The following is a 17457-nucleotide window of genomic DNA, read 5'->3' on the forward strand; positions in this document are numbered from 1 at the left end:
GGCAGGTTCAACCGATCGGCGGGGAGGCGCCACCCGATTCATGTGTCCGGGTGGCGAAAGGGCAATTGTGAGGGATCAGAGAGAGTTCAGCAGCGCCGGGGTTGCCCAGCCGTCGGCCGGTATGCCCAAGCGAAGCTGTTCTTTCTGGATCGCGACACGGGTACCGGAGCCGAGGATGCCGTCGATCTCGCCGACATCGTGGCCGAGCGAATCGAGCTTCGTCTGCAGCTGTTTCATCTGGTCGTTGGAAAGGCCCTGCTCAGGTGTGCCCTTCTGATAGGTTGGGGCACCGGAGAGGCGGGTCGCGAAATAGGCGGCCGAGGTCGTGTAGATGAACGACTTGTTCCATTCCAGATAGATCTTGAAGTTGGGATAGGCGATGAAGGCCGGTCCGAGGCGCCCCTGCGGCAGGATGAGATCGCCTTCGAGATTGGCGAAGGCGGTGTTGCCGTCGCGCGGCTTGACGCCGAGGTTGAACCATTCGCCTGCCGTCATCGTGCCGCCGAGGCCCGACTTTTCCCAGGGCAGGTTATCTGGCACCGTGACTTCCTGCAGCCAGGGCTGGTCGCGCTCGAAGCCGAGATGCTGGATGAACTTGGCGGCCGTCAGGATCGCATCCGGGCTGCTCTGTTTGAGGCGTACATGGCCGTCGCCATCGCCGTCCATGCCATAGGCGATGATATCGCGCGGCAGCATCTGCACCTGGCCGATCTCGCCTGCCCATGCGCCGGTATTGGTCTGCGGATCGAGATCGCCATGCTGCACCATCTCGATGAGGGCGATCAGCTGCGGACGGAAGAGTTCCGGGCGGCGGCAATCATGCGAGAGCGTCACCAGCGCGTTGCGCGTGTTGAAATCGCCCTGCACGGCCCCGAAATCCGTTTCCATCGCCCAGAAGGCGGTGATGACGCCCGAGGGAACGCCGAATTCCTGCTCGGCGCGGGCGAAGACATCGGCATATTGCTTCATTTTCTGGCGGCCGATGTCGAGGCGGGCCTGGCTGACGGTGCGCTGCGAGAATTCGAGGAAGGTCTGGCGGAAGACGCCCTGGGCGCGGTCGCGGCTCAGGACCTTGGGGTCGATCTCAGCGCCGGCGAGCGCCTGATCTGCTGCTTCGGCGCTCGCGCCTGCTGCAATCGCATCGTTCTTGACGCCCTGAAGGAAGGCGGAGAGATCGCCGCCGCAGGGGGCTGCCGGGGCTGAAGCTGCGGCAGCCGGGGCCTGCTGGGCGGCAGCGCCTGTTGCAATGGCGCAGGCAAACAGAAGGGTGAGTGCAGAGCAGCCTTTAAGCGAGCGGTGCATGAAACGATCCTCGTAAAATCACATAGAATTCCGCCGACTTCACAGATGAATGTGACGGAAGCAAGAAAGATTAGGGTACGTTACTAAGAATTTCTATTCTTGGAAACGTCAGCCACCCAATTGTTCCAGTTTTTCGCGGAGCCGGCGAAGACATTGATGTCGGTCGGCCCTTTGATGCCCGGAATGACGCCTGTCGACGTATATTGCCAGAAGGCCCAGCGACGGTCGGCATAGGTCACGTCGGGGTGTTTGGCGGTCGAGCGGACCCAGAAGTGATAGTCCTGGAAATAGCCGTCGAGATTTTCGCGGTGGAAATCGACAGAGGTGTAGATGATCGGCCGCTTGCCGTAATAGGCTTCCAGGCGATCCATGAAGCGCTGCATTTCGGAGCGAACCGTCGCCGGGTCGGGGCGGAAGCGGCAGGTCTTCGATTCTGCATTCCATTCCACATCCAGCACCGGCGGCAGGCGCATGGATTCTCTCGGAACATTGCGGATGAACCAATCGGCCTGCTCATCGGCAGACGAGCAGAAATAATAGAAGTGATAGGGTGCATGCGGAATGCCCGACGCGGATGCTTCGCGCCAGTATTCGTCAAAGCGAGGATCGACCCTGTCCTTGCCTTCGGTCGCCTTGATGAAGGCAAAGGCGACGCCCGACTTGCGCACTGTCTGCCAGTCGATATCGCCCTGCCATTTGGAAATGTCGATGCCGTGGATGGCGTTTTGCTGCGGCTGCCTGGGACCGAAATCCTGGGGATCGGTATCCTTGAAGCGGGTCTTCGGCTTTATGGAGGCGGTTTCGAGATAATCGTAACCCGTGGAACTGCAACCGGCGAGCATCAGGGCAAGCGGCAGGACGCAAAACAAAAGCCGACGCATGAATATTCCGTCGTGATGATGGATCTGCCCCACAGCCTGACCTTCGAAAACACGCGCCCAGCAGAGGGAACGACCCTCTTTTCTGATATCAACGTAAAAAAATCGTTATTTACAAGCGAATTATGAGCGCTTGCTGATGACAGCTGCTCGCCAGGCGTAGCCGCCGCCGATTGTTTCGAACGACAATCTCGCGCTGTTTTCAATGGCTTGCGCTTCCAGAACCTCGCGCAGATTGGCGCGGGGCGTGACGTGGAATTTGGCGAGCCAGGCCTGCAGAAGCTTGCGGAACCAGGCGGGCAGGCCTTCCTGCTGGCCGAAATCGACGATGTGGAGCTGGCCGCCGGGATTGAGTGCGGCAATCGATGCATCCACCGCACGCTCCCAATCCGGGATCATCGACAGCGCGTAGGAAATAAGGATACGGTCGAACCCGGTGACGCCAAATTCGCGCGGCGTATAGGCGGTGGCATCCGCCACCCGGAAATCCGGGACCGTCGCCTTGGTGGCAAAGGTCTTGCGGGCGGAAATCAGCATTTCCTGGGAAATGTCGAGGCCGTAGAGCCTGGCGGTCGGGAAGTGCTTGTGCGCGAGTGCCATGTTACGGCCCGTGCCGCAGCCGACTTCGAGCAGCGTGCCGCCCTGGGGGACGTCGAGATTGCGTATCGTGCGGTCGCGGCCGAGAAGATAGTATTTGCGGGTCAGGTCGTAGAAATGGCGCTGGTAGCGGTACATGCCGTCCATCAGGTCGGCATGTTCTTCGCTCTTGACGGTCATCTCGCCGGATTCGCTCACGCCTTCTTCCCGTAGATGTGGAAGCCGCCGTAAATCGCCGAGCGGTCCTGGGTGGTCATTTCACGCGACTGTTCTTCGAAATAGTGCCACTGGTCGCGAATTTCAGGGGCGAGGCGGCCCTCGATGATGCTCTTTTCGGCTGCCGTGCGGAAGATCACGCGGGCGCCGTCGCGCGCCGTGCGGGTGATCTCGCGCCAGACATCGTTGAGCTGCTGGTCGGTCATCCAGTCCTGCGCGTCGAGCAGAATGTAGCGATCGCGCGAGGCAGCGGGCTCGCCGGCCAAAAGCTCGGTGAAGCTTGCATGATGGACGTTGACGCGGTCGACATTGGCGCGGATCACGTCATAGTGCTCCGGCTTCAGATAGGTCGGCAGCGGGCCTTCCTCTCCGTCTGCATAGCGGCGTGCGAAAGCCTGCCAGGCGAAGTAGTTGTCGCGCATCGGGAAATGACAGGCGAGCTTTTCCAGGCGGTGTTTCAGAACCGGCGCAATGGAATTGTCGGCGGCAAGGCTTGCCAGCTCGTCATATTGCTGCGGCGGGATGCCGAGACCGAAGAGCGAGCTCTTGCGGTTGGTGATCCAGCGTACGACGGGCTTTTCGAAGAGGGGAGCGATCTGGTCGTCGAAAAACTGGCGCTGTTCGCGGATCGACCGGGTCTTGGTCATTTCCTGCAGCTTCACGCCATGCAGGCGGGCGAGCAGGTGGGCGGCACCGATGAAGCGGCCGAGCAGGCCTGTTTCATAGATGTTACGGTTGAAGACGGTGACGCGACGACGACCGAATTTGCGGGTGTTCCAGTAGGCGCGAGTGGTCTCATCGAGGTTGGACGACAGGACGCTGTCGAAAAGCCGGCTGTTCGACTTCTCGTTCGGCATCGCCAGGAAACGTACGAGATCGGAATGGCTTGGCAGGTTCTTGAAAGCGGCAAGCTTCAGCCTGTTCAGCGCAATATGGTGCGGATTGAGGTCTACCACATCGATCGAAGCAGGCGCCTTGGAAAGGTAGGCGAGCATATTGCAGCCGCCGGAGCCGATCGTGACGATGCGGTGATTGGGCCTCAGCTCCATCGCCTGCATATCGAGATCCGGGTCTTCCCAGATCTGCGGATAGACGAGGCCGGAGAAGAGAAGGCCGAAGAGGCGTTCGGAGAAGCCGTCCTTTGAAAAAGCCTTGTGGCGGAGAAGCGCTGCCTTGAGTTTCCGGTTCTTGCGGAAGCCGGTATCCGGTGCAAATTCCGACATGAGTCTGTCACCTTTTTAGCGTTCAGGGCGTGTAACGCGCCTCTGCTACAGTTTGATGACGAGCCCTGTGGGCCAAAGCTTCCGCGTAAGCAGGCGAGGACTTCAGCGAAAATTGAAGCCGATTGAAAGGCTTCTTTTCGCTTCTCTCTTTTCGCGAGCCAAGTTTCCTGCTTCTCTCCGTTGCGTGGAGGATTGCATGCGAGTTGTTCCGCGTATCTTCAAGGGCTTGGCCCTGCTCATCATTCTCGTTGGTATAGGTGGAGCCATGTGGCTCTCCATCAGCCCGCCGGAGCTCCTGAAGGTGGGCAACGGCTATGCCGCCAAGATCGTCTGCTCCAATGTCTTCATTGCCGGCCGTGATCCCGATGCCGTGCTTTACGACGATGTTCAGGCGCCTGGAAACCCGCTGCTGCGTCTGATGCGCGTCGAGGTCGATCATGACAGCGGGCGGGTGACCTCGCGCTTCATGGGCCTGTTTGCGCCGAGCTACGCGCTTTATCGCGGCGCCCTCGGGTGCACGAGTGTGCCTGACGGGGATTTCGATGCCGCTGCTAAGGCCGCGCCGCTCTTGCCGGCATCGCGGGCGGGCGAAAACGATGCAGTCTGGCCGGACGGCGAGCGCGTCGATCCGGCGGCGGTCAATACCAGGGTCTCAGCCCTTCTGACGGACGCCAAGCTTGCCGGACCGGCGATGCGGGCGATGGTGGTCGTGCAGGACGGCCGCATTATTGCCGAGAGCTATGGGCCGGGAATAAGCGCCAGCACACCGCTGGTGGGCTGGTCGATGACGAAGACGGTCAATGCGGCGCTGATCGGCCGGTTGATGCTGTCGGGCAAGATTTCCTTCGACGACACGCATCTGCTGCCGCAATGGGCGCATGATCCACGCCGCGACATCAAGCTCTCCGACCTGCTTGGCATGGAAAGCGGGCTTGCCTTCAACGAGGATTATGGCGCTGTCGCCGATGTGACGCGCATGCTCTACCTCGACCCCGACATGGTTTCTCTGCCGGCAGGTGCGCCACTGGTGGCTGCACCGGGCACGAATTTCCATTATTCCAGCGGTACGGCCATGCTTCTGTCGCGCATCTGGATGAATAAGGTCGGCGACCCGCAGGCGGCCTTCGATTACCCCCGTGATGCGCTGTTTTCTCCGCTCGGCATGACGAGCGCAGTCTTCGAAGCCGACGAGCGCGGTACGTTTACCGGCAGTTCCTATCTCTATGCCACGGCGCATGACTGGGCGCGATTCGGACAGTTCCTGCTGCAGGACGGCGTGTGGAACGGGCAGAGACTTTTGCCGGAAGGCTTTGTTGCGATGATGCGCACGCCGACGGCAAGTTCGGGCGGCCAGTATACGCAAGGCCAGGCCTGGCTCGCAGGGCCGGGCGGCGAGGCGAGTGCGGAGTTCGGGCTGCCGCAGGATACGTTCTGGCTGCAGGGCCATGACGGACAGTCGGTCGCGATCATTCCTTCGGCCAATCTCGTCTTTGTCCGCATGGGACTGACGCCGAGCTGGTTGCGCTACAGGCCGCAGGTAATGCTGAAGGAAATTCTCAACACGCTTCAGTCGGCAAAAGCCGGCTGACGTTCGTCAGCGATGATGTCTTAGTATCAGTAGTTGCCCTGGGCGATGTCGGTCATGCCCTTGCGCTTGGCGTCGTAATAGTAGCCGCGCGCATAGAGACGAACGGCGTCGTCTTCCTTCTTGTCGGCAACCTTCCAGGCGCCCTGCAGGTATTTGCCGGCATATTTGATATTGGTCTCAGCGTCGAAGAGGCCGGCGGCACTGCCGTTATAACCCATCGATTTTGCAGTGTTGTACTTGATCTGCATGAGGCCGAAGTAGCCGCGCTTGTTATAGGCCTTGGAATTGTAACGGCTCTCGCGATGAACGACGCGGTGGAGCAACGACTCCGGGATTTCGTAAAGCTTGGAATATTTGCTGATGAGCTTGCTGACGAGGCTCTTTTCGACGGTCGGCGCGTCGTCGCTGTCGTTATCGCTGAACATCGGCGGGGCTGCCGGCGGATCGATCGGGCCGGACTCATCGAAGCCGTAATCCATCGTGAAGCGCGGCGTGGTATCGACGGCGGCGAGCGCTGCGAGCGCGCCGTTCTGCGGCGTTGTGGCTGCGAAGGCAAGCTGCGTCGAGGGGCTGGCGGGCGAGCCCGGCCGCGGCGTCGGAATGACGGACTGGATCGCTGTCATCTCAGGCGTCAGCGGAATGGGGGCATAGCCATTGACGGTAACCTGCTGGACACCGCCCTGCATGGCGAAATCGCCAGCCTGCTGCTGCACGGGGGAGACGACATTCGGCATGGCGGCTGCGGTAAGAACGGGTGCGGCGGCTGCTGCCTGGGGATTGAGAGTGGCGACGGCCTCGCCGGTTGCGCCTTCGGCAGTCGGAACCGCAGCCAGCGTTGCGTCTTCACCCGGCTTCGGCATGGGAATCACGGTCTGTGCGGCGGTCAGTTCCGCCTGAGAGGTATATTCGACGCTCGCGCATCCGGAAATGACACCGCAGAGCATGGTAGACACCACGAGACTGCGTTTCAGGCCGGAAAATCCGATCGCTACCATTCTCTCACTTTCGTGAATCGCGCCGCCCCGGCAGCGTCTTAAAAGTTATCAAATACCTTAAGCCTGAGGGTAGGCATTAACCTATTCGTGGCTTTCCGGCAACCACGGAATATTTCTAGGCTGCAATACGGCGATACCCGGCGGTTACGGCGCCGGCAGCGATGAGGAGAGTGCCCCCGGTGCGGTTGACAGCGCGCTGAACGCTGGCCTTGCGAATCAGGCCGCGCGCGGCGTGGGCGGCGAGCGCGTAGCAGGAGGCATTGATGGTGGCGAGCACGAGGAATGTCGCTTCCATGATCAGCATCTGATCGAAGAAGGGAAGGGCGGGGTTGAGGAACTGCGGCACGAAGGCGACGAAGAAGACGATGCTCTTCGGGTTCAGTGCCGTCACGACATAGGCATGCAGAAAGATCCGCAGGGACTTTTCTTCCGGCAGATTATCGTTGTCGGCGATGTGTTCGCCGACGATCGGGGCTCGCCAGAGCTTGATTCCAAGCCAGATCAGATAGGCGCCGCCGATCCATTTCAACACCGTAAACAGCGTCGCCGATGCGGCGAGCAGGGCGCCAAGGCCGAAAAGCGAGGCGGTCATGGCCGTGAAATCGCCGAGTGCCACGCCCGAAACGGTCGCAAGCGCCGTCTTCCGGCCATGCCCAAGCGCATAGGAAACGACCAGAAGAATGGTCGGTCCCGGTATGGCGAGCATGATGGCGGATGCGGCTGCAAAAGCGAGCCAGGCTTCAAGCGACATGGAATCTCCTCCTATTCCCAGAGAACAAGCAAAGACACCATATTAGCCATCCGTCAATCATGCCGCCCTGTATTTTTGCCCGATCTGGCTCATTACTTCGCCAAACCATCCGGTTGAAAGATCAAATGGCTTGCCACCCTTGATGCGGGGAAATTCTATTGTGCGCAACTTGCCATTCTGCGCTTCGTCATGGCCGGTTACGCCTGAAATCTTGTTGAGGGCGCTTTCGACGGCGAGATCGACCATGCTCTGGATCAGGCGCAGGTCTTCGCCGTTTGCCGGTGCAGAGCGCGCAAAATAGCCGGATTTCTGGACGAGCGAGCGCTCTGCATCGAGCAGGCTTGCGAACTGCTTCTGGAACCAGGCGCCGACATTGATCGTGTCGATCTTCACATGGCCGAAGGCGTCGCGCTTGACCGTCTCGCCGGCAGCTTCGCGCTCGGCGACGATGGCATCGAGGCAGGCGCCTTCCGACACGAAGACCGTGGCATGGCCGGTGCGGTCCATGATTTCCTTCAGGCGCGCGGCTTCGGCATCGAGGTCGAAAGCCATTTCCGGCAGGTAGACGGCATCGATGCTCTTCATATGCGCGTTCATCATCAGGCCATCGACATATTCATTGCCTTTGGTGCGCTGGAGATAGGCGCGGGCGGTGGCGGCCGTCAGCCAGCCGCAGTGACGACCCATGACCTCGTGGATGACGAGCGTGCGCGGGGCGGCGGTCTGTTCATTGCTGACATTGTCGAAGAAATGCGCGCCGACCTCGGCAGCCGTCCAGGCGCCGAGCGACTGGCGGATCGGCACGACGTCGTTATCAACCGTTTTCGGCAGGCCGACGACGGTCAGGTCATAGCCGTTTGCCGCGAGATAGGCGGCGAGATCCGCGGCTGTCGTATTCGTGTCGTCGCCGCCGATCGTGTGGAGGATGGTGACGCCGTCATTGGCAAGACGTTCAGCGGCAACCCGCAGCGGATTTTCGCCTTCCTTGACGAGGCCGCGCTTCACGCAATCGGCGGCATTGGTGAGCTTCACGCGGCTGTTACCGATGGGGGAGCCGCCATAACGGTGCAGGAGCGGCGCCTTCTCGCGCATCTGCCCATTGATTTGAACGCTGTCGCCGAGCAGCACGCCCTGATAGCCGGACTTGTAGGCGATGAGTTCGATATCGGGTGCAACATCGCTATAGCGCTCGATGAGGCCGCCGACGGCAGATGAGAGGCAGGGCGCCAGGCCTCCGGCGGTCAGCATTGCGACTTTCTGTTTGGCCATAATCCCTCCTTTGGCGCTCGATGAGCGACTGCGTGCAAGCTCAAGTCTTTGTTTTACGCATGTCGTTATCGCAAAACCGCTGCGCACTTTTGCGCGACATGCTTCAGGTAACGCATGGATGCGGCAGGGGAAGTGGCCTGTAAAGTAAAGAATTTACGAAAAACGCGCCTTTCTGCAGAGCAGGCGCCGGAAGCGGCGATATAATCGGTTCAAAGCCAGTTCCACCTATCCATAAGTGTTGTGGAAATCGTCGAGCGTTGTGCGAATACTGCAGAAGTGGCGGGCACAGCGGATGGTCGTGTTTGGGCGACCGTTACCGAATTGTGAAAACAGTTTTCGAACCTACGACCAATAGCTGCCTTGCAATGGCGACGATTATTTGGTCAAGGTGTTTCTTCCAAAACTTGCTGCATTGCGAGAAGATGACGATGTCTTTCTGGGAAAAACTGGTGAATGCCATTGGCAATACCGCGGGCAATGCGCTCTCCGCGGTGGTCGAGGCTATTCGCACGGTTTTCGAAGGCGATCCGGAGACGCGCCGCAAGGTTGCCTTCTCGGTGGCCGTCATTGCGCTGTCTGCCAAGATGGCGAAGGCTGACGGCATCGTCAGCGAGAAGGAAGTGCAGGCCTTCCGCGATATATTCGAGTTTCCTCCGAGCGAGGCGAAGAATGTTGCGCGCCTCTATAATCTCGCCCGCCAGGACGTTGCCGGTTACGAGGCCTATGCCGCGAAGCTGTCAACGCTCTGCTCGACTTGTGCTGCCAATTGCCCGGTCCTGGAAGATGTGCTCGACGGCCTGTTCCATATCGCCAAGGCAGATGGGCTGATCCACGAGAAGGAAATGAATTTCCTGCACCATATCGCCGAGATCTTCCAGATGAGCGAGGCCCGCTTCGATCAGATCGCTGCACGCCACGTCTCTGATGGACGCGACCCCTACAAGGTTCTCGGGGTTTCGCCGGCAGATGACTTCCCGACGATCCGCCGCCATTATCATGTGCTCGTCAGCGAGCATCATCCGGATAGGCTGATCTCGCGCGGCGTGCCGGAAGAGTTCTATGTGATCGCCAATGAACGCATGGCAGCCCTGAACGACGCCTATGCGGCGATCGAAAAGGAACGTCGCGCCGCATGACCTCATTCGAGGCCGATTACAGCAAGGCGCGCGTCCAGCCTTCGCCGAACCATGGCGAACGCGCTGACGGACGCAAGCCCGATATGATCCTGCTGCATTATACCGGCATGCCGAGCCCGGAAGGAGCGCTTGACTGGCTCTGTCGGGACGAAAGCCAGGTCTCCAGCCATTATTTCGTGCATCCAGACGGCGAGGTCGTGCAGCTCGTGCCGGAGGGCCGCCGCGCATGGCATGCGGGCAAAAGTTTCTGGCACGGCGAGACGGATATCAACTCGCTGTCGATCGGCATCGAGATCGCAAATGCCGGCCATCCGGGCGGGCTTCCGGACTATCCGAAAGAGCAGATCGCGGCGGTGATCGAATTATGTCGCGATTGCGGCGATCGCTGGTCAATCGCGCCTGAAAGGGTGCTCGGCCACTCTGATGTGGCTCCTGTGCGCAAGGTCGATCCGGGCGAAAAATTCCCCTGGGGCGAGCTGTATCGGGCCGGCGTCGGCCACTGGGTAGAGCCGGCCGCCATCACTGGCGGACGCTTCTTCCAGCGCGGTGACCGTGGACAGCCGATAGAGGCGCTGCAATCCATGCTGTCGCTTTATGGATACAGCACTGAGATCACAGGCGAATTCAACGATAAGACGGCTGGTGACGTCGAAGCCTTCCAGCGGCATTTCCGCACCGAGCGGGTGGACGGGATCGCCGATTTCTCGACGATCGATACGCTGCACCGCCTGCTTACGGCGCTGCCGCGATATTCCTGATCTTCAATGGTTTCCGACATTGCCGATTTTCCATGTTTGAATGCGAAATTCGGACTGCCACATCATTTCCCTATTATCTCCTCATTGCGATGGTCTAAGAACTTCCGCTAAGCGGCGCCGATGGTTGTTCCCAAGCTAAATCGAAGGCGTCATGTGAAACGATAAGAATTGCTGCGAAACCTGATCAGTCCTTGGTCGGGAATTCTCCATGACGGCGGGGCGCGCAGTCCGGCAATTCTTTGGGTCGGAGTGTTTAAGACTACATGAGAAAACTGATTGTTGTTGCTGCAGCATGCGTTGGCATGGTGCTGGCGGGAAATAGCTTTGCCTTTGCGAATGACTGGGGCGTAAGAGCCGATGCGCCCGTGAAGAAAGTGGAGCGCCCGCAGAAGACCGCGGAGCGCGTGCATAAGAAAGAGCGTCCGCAAAGGACTGCGCAGCGTGTGCAGAAGAAAACGGAGCGTCCGCTGAAGACGGTCGAGCGGCAGAGTGGCTATCCCGTCGCCGACGTTTCCGGCAATTCCTATTCCGCACTGATCAGCAAATATGCCAATCAATATAATGTGCCGGTGGCGCTTGCGACTGCTGTCATCCGTATCGAAAGCAATTTCAATCCGAGGGCGCGCGGCAGCCACGGCGAAATCGGCCTTATGCAGATCAAGCCGGCGACGGCCCGCATGATGGGCTATTCCGGTAGTGCCAAGGGTCTGTTCGATCCGGAAACCAACATCAAGTATGGCATGAAGTACCTGGCGACCGCCCACGATCTCGGTGGCGGGCAGACCTGCAATACCATCCTCAAATACAATGCCGGCCACGGCGCGACGCGCATGAACCCAGTCTCAAAATCCTATTGCGGCAAGGTTCTTGCGATGCTCTGAACCGGAAGCGCTTTTCTCTGACAAACGTCGGATGATTCAGCGCGATTGCCATGTTATCGCTAGTCTTTAGCGAGGTGCGATATGGCAGTCGATTTCAGGTTCATCGTCATCGGTCGCGGTATGATGGGTGCCGCGGCCGCTAAATATTTGGCACGCCAGACGGACGGCGTTGCCGTCATCGGTCCGGACGAGCCGGCTGATCGCAAGGTGCATGGGGGAGTTTTCGCCAGCCATTACGACGAAGGCCGTATCACGCGGACCATCGATCCTGATTGCGACTGGGCGTTGCTCGCCAATCGCTCGATCGTACGCTATGGCGAGATCGCAAGCGAAAGCGGCATCGATTTCTATACGGAGGCGGGCTGCGTCGTTGTAGCGCCTCCCGAGAGTGCTTACCTCGCCGGTACACGGCAGGCCGCGGTTTCGCTCGGCGTCGAAACGACATCTTTCGATGAGGCTGGGCTGAAACGACGGTTTCCCTATTTCGCTTTTCCCGCCGGCAGTGCCGGCATTTTCGAAGCGAAGGGAGCAGGGCATATTAGCCCGCGGAAGCTCGTGAAGGCACAGTCGCTGCTTGCCGAAAAGGCGGGTGCGACCGTGATCCTCGACCATGCCGCCTCCATCCGCGAGGAGGGCCGGGTGGCCGTCGTGACCACGGCGGGCGGCAAGGTTTATCGCGCCGAGAAGGTGCTGCTGGCGGCTGGCGGTTTTTCCATTTCGCAGAATCTCTTGCCGCAATCCGTTGACATGACGGTTTATGGACGCACCGTGACCCTATTCGAGGTGGCGGACGAGGATGCTCCGCGCCTTGCCGGCATGCCGTCGCTCATCCTCGAAGCGCCTGGCATCGACATCTATCTATTGCCGCCGATCCGCTATCCCGATGGAAAGCTCTATCTGAAGATCGGCGGGGATCCCGACAATCTGGTGCTGAGCAAAGATACGGACATGCGCGCCTGGTTTCGCACGGAGGGACGCGAGGTTGCGCGCGAGCATCTGACTGATATCGTTGATCGTATTGTGCCGGAGCTTGGGGCGCGGTCCATTTCCTCCGCATCCTGCGTCGTCTCCTATACGAAGAGCCGCTATCCGATGATCGGCTATACGTCCTCGCCGCATATTGGAGTGCTGACGGGCTGTGCGGGGACCTCGGCCAAGAGCTCGGATGAAATCGGTAGGCTCGGAGCCGAACTGCTTCTTGCAGGCAGAATCAAGGACCAGGGCTACGCCACGGATTTCGCACCTTATTTCCGTTAGGCCTGTCCCCCATATTTCGTTGGCATTTGCGGGCTTCCTCGTTTAAGGGAGCCCCTGCCAGTTGGCCGGGCAGCCGCGCTTTACCAATGCCGAAAGGCGGTAGGGTGAGGAAAGTCCGGGCTCCACGGAAACACGGTGCCGGATAACGTCCGGCGAGGGCGACCTCAGGGAAAGTGCCACAGAAAGCAAACCGCCTGTCATGACAGGTAAGGGTGAAAGGGTGGGGTAAGAGCCCACCGCATCTCCGGCAACGGATATGGCACGGTAAACCCCACCGGGAGCAAAACCGAATAGGGATGACGCGGTCGGCGAAAGCCTTCCGGCCTGTTTCTGGGTCAGTCATCCGGGTGGGTTGCGTGAGGCAGCGTGCAAGCGCTGTCCCAGATGAATGGCTGCCACGTTCCGGTTCGCCGGAGCCATACAGAACCCGGCTTACAGGCCAACTGGCGATTAACTTCTGCGACGTCCGTATTGCAGCGGAATCCGATTTCTTCCCCATCAAGTCATTGAAATGTCGGGAATAGAGGCAAGGTCTCATGGATCTTGTCCGGCTGGATTTCCTGTTCCCGAGAGGGACTTCAGGCAGCGTTTGAGAATCGCTTTCCTAACCCTTTGTTAAACTTAACAGCTTATAAATCTTTGATACTGCGCCCACCTCAAAATGGGCTCATCCCATTGACGCCCATATGGTCCCATGCTATCCCAAATGCGCACTGCATCAGGGCAATCATCTGCCCATCCATCGCAAAGCAAAGGCGCCTTCCGGATCGGAAGCGTCGGGAGGATCTTGGTTCTTCCGGCTTGCGAAGCTGTGCCTGACTTTGAGGGTTTCGGGCGGCCTAGGGCATTCCGGGCTCTTTCGGAAACGGATGTTTCGTGTCATGAGCCGCTTCCTTTCGAATGCGACCAACAGGATCGATACCAAGGGCCGGGTTTCCGTGCCGGCTGCGTTTCGTTCCGTGCTGGCGCAGCGCAACGTTCAGGAGCTTTACTGCTTCCAGGACTTTGTGTTTCCGGCGATCAGCGTCGGCGGCTCGGATCTTCTGGAAAGGTTCGAGCGGCAGATTGCGGCGGAGGATCCGTTTTCGCCGGAGGCAAACGAGATGTCGCTTCTCATTCATGGGGGCGGGGTCTTCATGAAGCTCGACGCCGAGGGGCGGTTGATGGTCACGGATTTCATTCGCGACTTCACCGGTATTTCGGACGAAGTGACCTTTGTCGGTCGGGCGGACCACTTTCAGCTCTGGCAGCCGCAAGCATTCGCGGCCGTGCAGGCGCAGGCACGAGAGGAGCGCAAGCTGGCGGGCAAGCGTTCCTGAACGAACGAGGGAATGGAATGGCGGCGAATCCAGGCGGAGGTTCAACTGAAGCCGGTGGCGGACCGGTTCGCCACATTCCGGTTCTTCTCAAGGAAGTGCTTGCGGCGCTGGAGCCTTTTCCCGGCAAAGTCATCCTCGATGGCACTTTTGGTGCCGGCGGCTATACGTCCGCCATTCTCGATGCCGGCGCCGATGTGATCGCGCTCGATCGTGATCCGACGGCGATCGCAGGCGGCCAGGCGCTCGTCGCCGCGCATGGCGGTCATCTCAAGCTCATTCATTCGCAATTCTCGCAGCTTGCCGATCATGCGCCCGATAGCGGGCTTGATGGCGTCGTGCTGGATATCGGCGTTTCCTCCATGCAGATCGATGAGGCCGAGCGCGGCTTCTCTTTCCAGAAGAGCGGCCCGCTCGACATGCGTATGTCGGCCGCGGGCGTTTCTGCAGCCGATGTCGTCAACCGCGCCAAGGTGGCCGATCTCATCCGCATCTTCCATTATCTCGGCGAAGAGAGCCAGGCGCCGCGCATTGCGCATGCCATCGAAAAGCGCCGCATCGAAAAGCCTTTCGAGACGACGCGTGATCTTGCCGGCCTCATCGAGCTGGTGACGCCGCGCAAGATGAAGGACAAGATCCATCCCGCAACGCGCGTCTTTCAGGCGCTGCGCATCTTCGTCAATGACGAGCTTGGCGAGTTGGCGCAGGCGCTGTTTGCTGCCGAGCGGGCACTGAAACCCGGCGGTCGCCTCGTTGTCGTCACCTTCCATTCGCTGGAGGATCGTATCGTCAAGAAGTTCTTCTCCGATCGGGCCGGCAAGGCATCCGGTTCCCGCCACCTGCCGATAGCGCATGAGCGGGCCGCGACCTTCGAGCCTGTCGGCAAGTCGATGGTTTCGGCCAGTGAGGAAGAAGCCGAGATCAATCCGCGCGCCCGTTCCGCCAAGCTGCGCGCTGGCCAGCGTACCGTTGCACCCGCTGAGGCCGAGGACATGTCGCTCTTCGGATTCCCGAATCTCGCCAGTCTCGGAAAGCTTGGAGGTTGATATGCTGAGAACGTTCGATCTTGTGCTCATCGGCGTCATGACGGCGGCAGCCGCCGTTACCTACACGATCAAGCACCGCGCCGAGCTGAAGCTCGAGGAAGTTCAGCGCCTCGAAGCGGAGATCAAGCTGGAGAAGGATACGATCGACCTCCTGAAGGCCGATTGGGCGCTGCAATCGCAGCCGAACCGGCTGGAGCGCCTCGTCAATGCCTATAACGGCGAGCTGCAACTGCAGCCGACGGATTCGACCGCACTTGCCCACGCGCGCGAGCTGCCGATGCTGAAGTCGCAGGTTCCTCCGCCTGACGTTACTGAAGCTAAGGCTGGAGACGCCAAGGCAGGCGCTAAGCTGGGTGTTGCTGCCAAGTCTCAGCCGATCCCGATGCCGGCGCCGCGAGAGGCCGAAGACGCGGACCAGATCGAAACGGGAGCGGTGGAATAATGTCCTTTCTTTCCCGCATCATGGTACTGAAGAGCCAGGCGCATTTTTCCGCCGGCGTCTACAATCGTTTCGGCGCCCCCTCCGGCATGGCGATCGAAGGCTCGCGCAAGCGCAAGGCCGGGCAGGCCAAGAGCCGCGTCGGCCTGCTCATCGTCGGCTTTACTGCCCTCTACGCCGTTATCGGCGCCCGTATGGTCGAATATGCGATGAAGGAACCGGAATCCGTCTCCTCCATCCTGCCGCCCGACCGGCTGATGGCGTCGCGTCCCGATATTCTCGACCGCAACGGCGAAGTGCTGGCAACCGATATCCGCACCGTTTCGCTGTTTGCAGAGCCGAACAAGATCGTCGATACGGACGAGGCCGTCGAAAAGCTGCAGACGGTGCTTTCCGATCTCGACGTCAAGGACACTTATAAGAAGCTCTCGAACCGCACCTCGCATTTCGCCTGGCTGCGCCGCCAGCTGACGCCGAAGCAGCAGAGTCAGATCCTGGCGCTCGGCATTCCCGGCATCGGCTTCAGGCCGGAAAAACGCCGTTTCTATCCGGGTGGCCCAACGGCTGCGCATATCCTCGGCTACGTCAATATCGACAACCGCGGCGTTGCCGGCATGGAAAAATATATCGACGATCAGGGGCTTGCCGATCTTGCCTCGGTCGGCATGACGAGCAACCAGTCGCTGGAACCGGTGCGCCTTTCGATCGACGTGCGTGTGCAGGCGATCGTGCGCGATGCAGTCATCAACGCCGTCAATAACTTCCAAGCCAAGGGCGCTGGTGCTGCGGTCATCAATGTGCATACCGGCGAGGTGCTGGGTATGGCGTCGGCGCCGGATTTCGATCCTAATAATCCGCAGGAAGGTGCCAAGGACGGTTGGCTCAACCGGATGACCAATGGCACGTTCGAAATGGGCTCGACTTTCAAGACTTTCTCGTTGGCGATGGCCCTCGACACCGGCAAGGTGAAGATGACGGACAGCTTCGATGCCAGCAAACCAATCTATATCGGCGGCTTCACCATTAAGGACTTTCACGGTCAGCGCCGCTGGCTGACGGTGCCGGAGATTTTCCAGTATTCGTCGAACATCGGTACGGCCCGCGTCATCGACATCGTGGGCATCGACGCCCAGAAAGATTACCTGACGCGCCTCGGTCTGCTGACCAAGCTGCAGACGGAGTTGCCGGAAGTGAAGATGCCGAGCCAGCCGCGCGTCTGGAAGAAGATCAACTCCATTACGATTTCCTTCGGTCACGGCGTTTCCACGACGGCGCTCCAGACCGGCGTTGCCGCGGCGGCGCTCGTCAATGGTGGTAAATTGATCGAACCAACGTTCCTTCCGCGTACGCGCGATCAGGCCGATCAGATCGCCCAGCAAGTCATCAGCAAGAAGACCAGCGACGAGATCCGGTATCTGCTCGATTTCAATGGCTCAAAGGGGTCCGGGCGCGTAGCTCGCGTGCCGGGTTTCCAGGTGGGCAGCAAAACAGGCACTGCCGACAAGGTGGTCAATGGCCGCTATTCGTCAAACCTGAACTTTAATTCCTTCATCTCTGCTTTTCCGATCAACGATCCGAAATATGCCATCATCACTTTCTGCGACGAGCCCAAGACCGGCGAAAAGGCCTATGGCGGTACGATCTCGGCGGGTACAGCAGGCCCCATCGCCCGCGAAATCATCCGCCGCGCCGCACCCATCCTCGGAGTCGAGCCGCAATTCGGCGAAGACGGCTCGGCCTTGTTGGTGTCTTATTGAGTGTGAATCAATATCGGTGTCGATTCGTAAGGGGCGGTCGACCTGAAC

At 59.8% G+C, this 17457-nt stretch carries 16 protein-coding genes and 1 other RNA gene; 10 read left to right on the top strand and 7 right to left on the bottom strand.

What is annotated here, in order from left to right; all coding sequences use genetic code 11:
* Window positions 1-75: 75 nt before the first annotated feature.
* The 4 genes from FHT87_RS16885 to FHT87_RS16900 form a co-directional block, all read right to left on the bottom strand.
* Complete coding sequence (locus FHT87_RS16885) at window positions 76-1302, bottom strand: lytic murein transglycosylase (protein ID WP_183731142.1); 1227 nt, start codon at window positions 1300-1302, stop codon at window positions 76-78.
* Window positions 1303-1385: 83 nt separating this feature from the next.
* Window positions 1386-2183, bottom strand: coding sequence for a GH25 family lysozyme (locus tag FHT87_RS16890; protein WP_183731139.1), 798 nt, complete (start codon window positions 2181-2183; stop codon window positions 1386-1388).
* A gap of 120 nt (window positions 2184-2303) precedes the next feature.
* Window positions 2304-2975, bottom strand: a complete 672-nt coding sequence (locus FHT87_RS16895) for a class I SAM-dependent methyltransferase (RefSeq protein WP_183803372.1) — start codon at window positions 2973-2975, stop codon at window positions 2304-2306.
* On the bottom strand, window positions 2972-4216 hold the full coding sequence (locus FHT87_RS16900; protein WP_183803375.1) for a DUF3419 family protein: 1245 nt from the start codon (window positions 4214-4216) through the stop codon (window positions 2972-2974). The genes FHT87_RS16895 and FHT87_RS16900 overlap by 4 nt, the downstream gene beginning before the upstream one ends.
* Before the next feature lie 196 nt (window positions 4217-4412).
* On the opposite strand from FHT87_RS16900, the gene FHT87_RS16905 reads away from it, so the two are divergent.
* Complete coding sequence (locus FHT87_RS16905; protein ID WP_183731131.1) at window positions 4413-5804, top strand: serine hydrolase; 1392 nt, start codon at window positions 4413-4415, stop codon at window positions 5802-5804.
* Window positions 5805-5830: 26 nt separating this feature from the next.
* Here the strand turns inward: FHT87_RS16905 and FHT87_RS16910 are convergent, their stop codons facing one another.
* The 3 genes from FHT87_RS16910 to FHT87_RS16920 form a co-directional block, all read right to left on the bottom strand.
* Window positions 5831-6799, bottom strand: coding sequence for a lytic transglycosylase domain-containing protein (locus FHT87_RS16910; protein ID WP_183803378.1), 969 nt, complete (start codon window positions 6797-6799; stop codon window positions 5831-5833).
* A gap of 115 nt (window positions 6800-6914) precedes the next feature.
* Entirely contained in the window at window positions 6915-7550 is a 636-nt protein-coding gene (locus tag FHT87_RS16915; RefSeq protein ID WP_183731125.1) for a LysE family translocator, read from the bottom strand.
* Between the two features lie 57 nt (window positions 7551-7607).
* A complete protein-coding gene (locus FHT87_RS16920; protein WP_183731123.1) occupies window positions 7608-8819 on the bottom strand; it encodes a pyrophosphate--fructose-6-phosphate 1-phosphotransferase in 1212 nt (403 codons plus the stop codon).
* 428 nt (window positions 8820-9247) lie between these two features.
* On the opposite strand from FHT87_RS16920, the gene FHT87_RS16925 reads away from it, so the two are divergent.
* From FHT87_RS16925 to FHT87_RS16965, 9 genes are all read left to right on the top strand, one after another.
* Window positions 9248-9955 carry a DnaJ family molecular chaperone gene (locus FHT87_RS16925; RefSeq protein ID WP_183803381.1) on the top strand — a complete coding sequence of 236 codons (708 nt, stop codon included), beginning with the start codon at window positions 9248-9250 and terminating at the stop codon, window positions 9953-9955.
* On the top strand, window positions 9952-10713 hold the full coding sequence (locus FHT87_RS16930; RefSeq protein WP_183731117.1) for an N-acetylmuramoyl-L-alanine amidase: 762 nt from the start codon (window positions 9952-9954) through the stop codon (window positions 10711-10713). The genes FHT87_RS16925 and FHT87_RS16930 overlap by 4 nt, the downstream gene beginning before the upstream one ends.
* A 263-nt stretch (window positions 10714-10976) precedes the next feature.
* Window positions 10977-11594 carry a lytic transglycosylase domain-containing protein gene (locus FHT87_RS16935; RefSeq protein WP_183731114.1) on the top strand — a complete coding sequence of 206 codons (618 nt, stop codon included), beginning with the start codon at window positions 10977-10979 and terminating at the stop codon, window positions 11592-11594.
* A gap of 81 nt (window positions 11595-11675) precedes the next feature.
* Window positions 11676-12851: an FAD-dependent oxidoreductase gene (locus tag FHT87_RS16940; RefSeq protein WP_183803384.1), complete on the top strand. Its 1176-nt coding sequence runs from the start codon at window positions 11676-11678 to the stop codon at window positions 12849-12851.
* 57 nt (window positions 12852-12908) lie between these two features.
* An RNA gene (gene rnpB / locus FHT87_RS16945) (RNase P RNA component class A) lies at window positions 12909-13302 on the top strand.
* Between the two features lie 430 nt (window positions 13303-13732).
* On the top strand, window positions 13733-14170 hold the full coding sequence (gene mraZ, locus FHT87_RS16950) for a division/cell wall cluster transcriptional repressor MraZ (protein WP_246699615.1): 438 nt from the start codon (window positions 13733-13735) through the stop codon (window positions 14168-14170).
* A 17-nt stretch (window positions 14171-14187) separates the two neighbouring features.
* Complete coding sequence (gene rsmH / locus FHT87_RS16955) at window positions 14188-15213, top strand: 16S rRNA (cytosine(1402)-N(4))-methyltransferase RsmH (RefSeq protein ID WP_183803391.1); 1026 nt, start codon at window positions 14188-14190, stop codon at window positions 15211-15213.
* Between the two features lies 1 nt (window position 15214).
* The gene (locus FHT87_RS16960) at window positions 15215-15655 is read left to right on the top strand and encodes a hypothetical protein (RefSeq protein ID WP_183731103.1); all 441 of its coding nucleotides are present in this window, start codon (window positions 15215-15217) and stop codon (window positions 15653-15655) included.
* Complete coding sequence (locus FHT87_RS16965) at window positions 15655-17409, top strand: penicillin-binding protein 2 (protein WP_183731100.1); 1755 nt, start codon at window positions 15655-15657, stop codon at window positions 17407-17409. Before FHT87_RS16960 ends, FHT87_RS16965 begins: the two co-directional genes overlap by 1 nt.
* Window positions 17410-17457 lie beyond the last annotated feature (48 nt).

The organism is Rhizobium sp. BK316 (genome assembly GCF_014193695.1).
Lineage (GTDB): Bacteria > Pseudomonadota > Alphaproteobacteria > Rhizobiales > Rhizobiaceae > Rhizobium.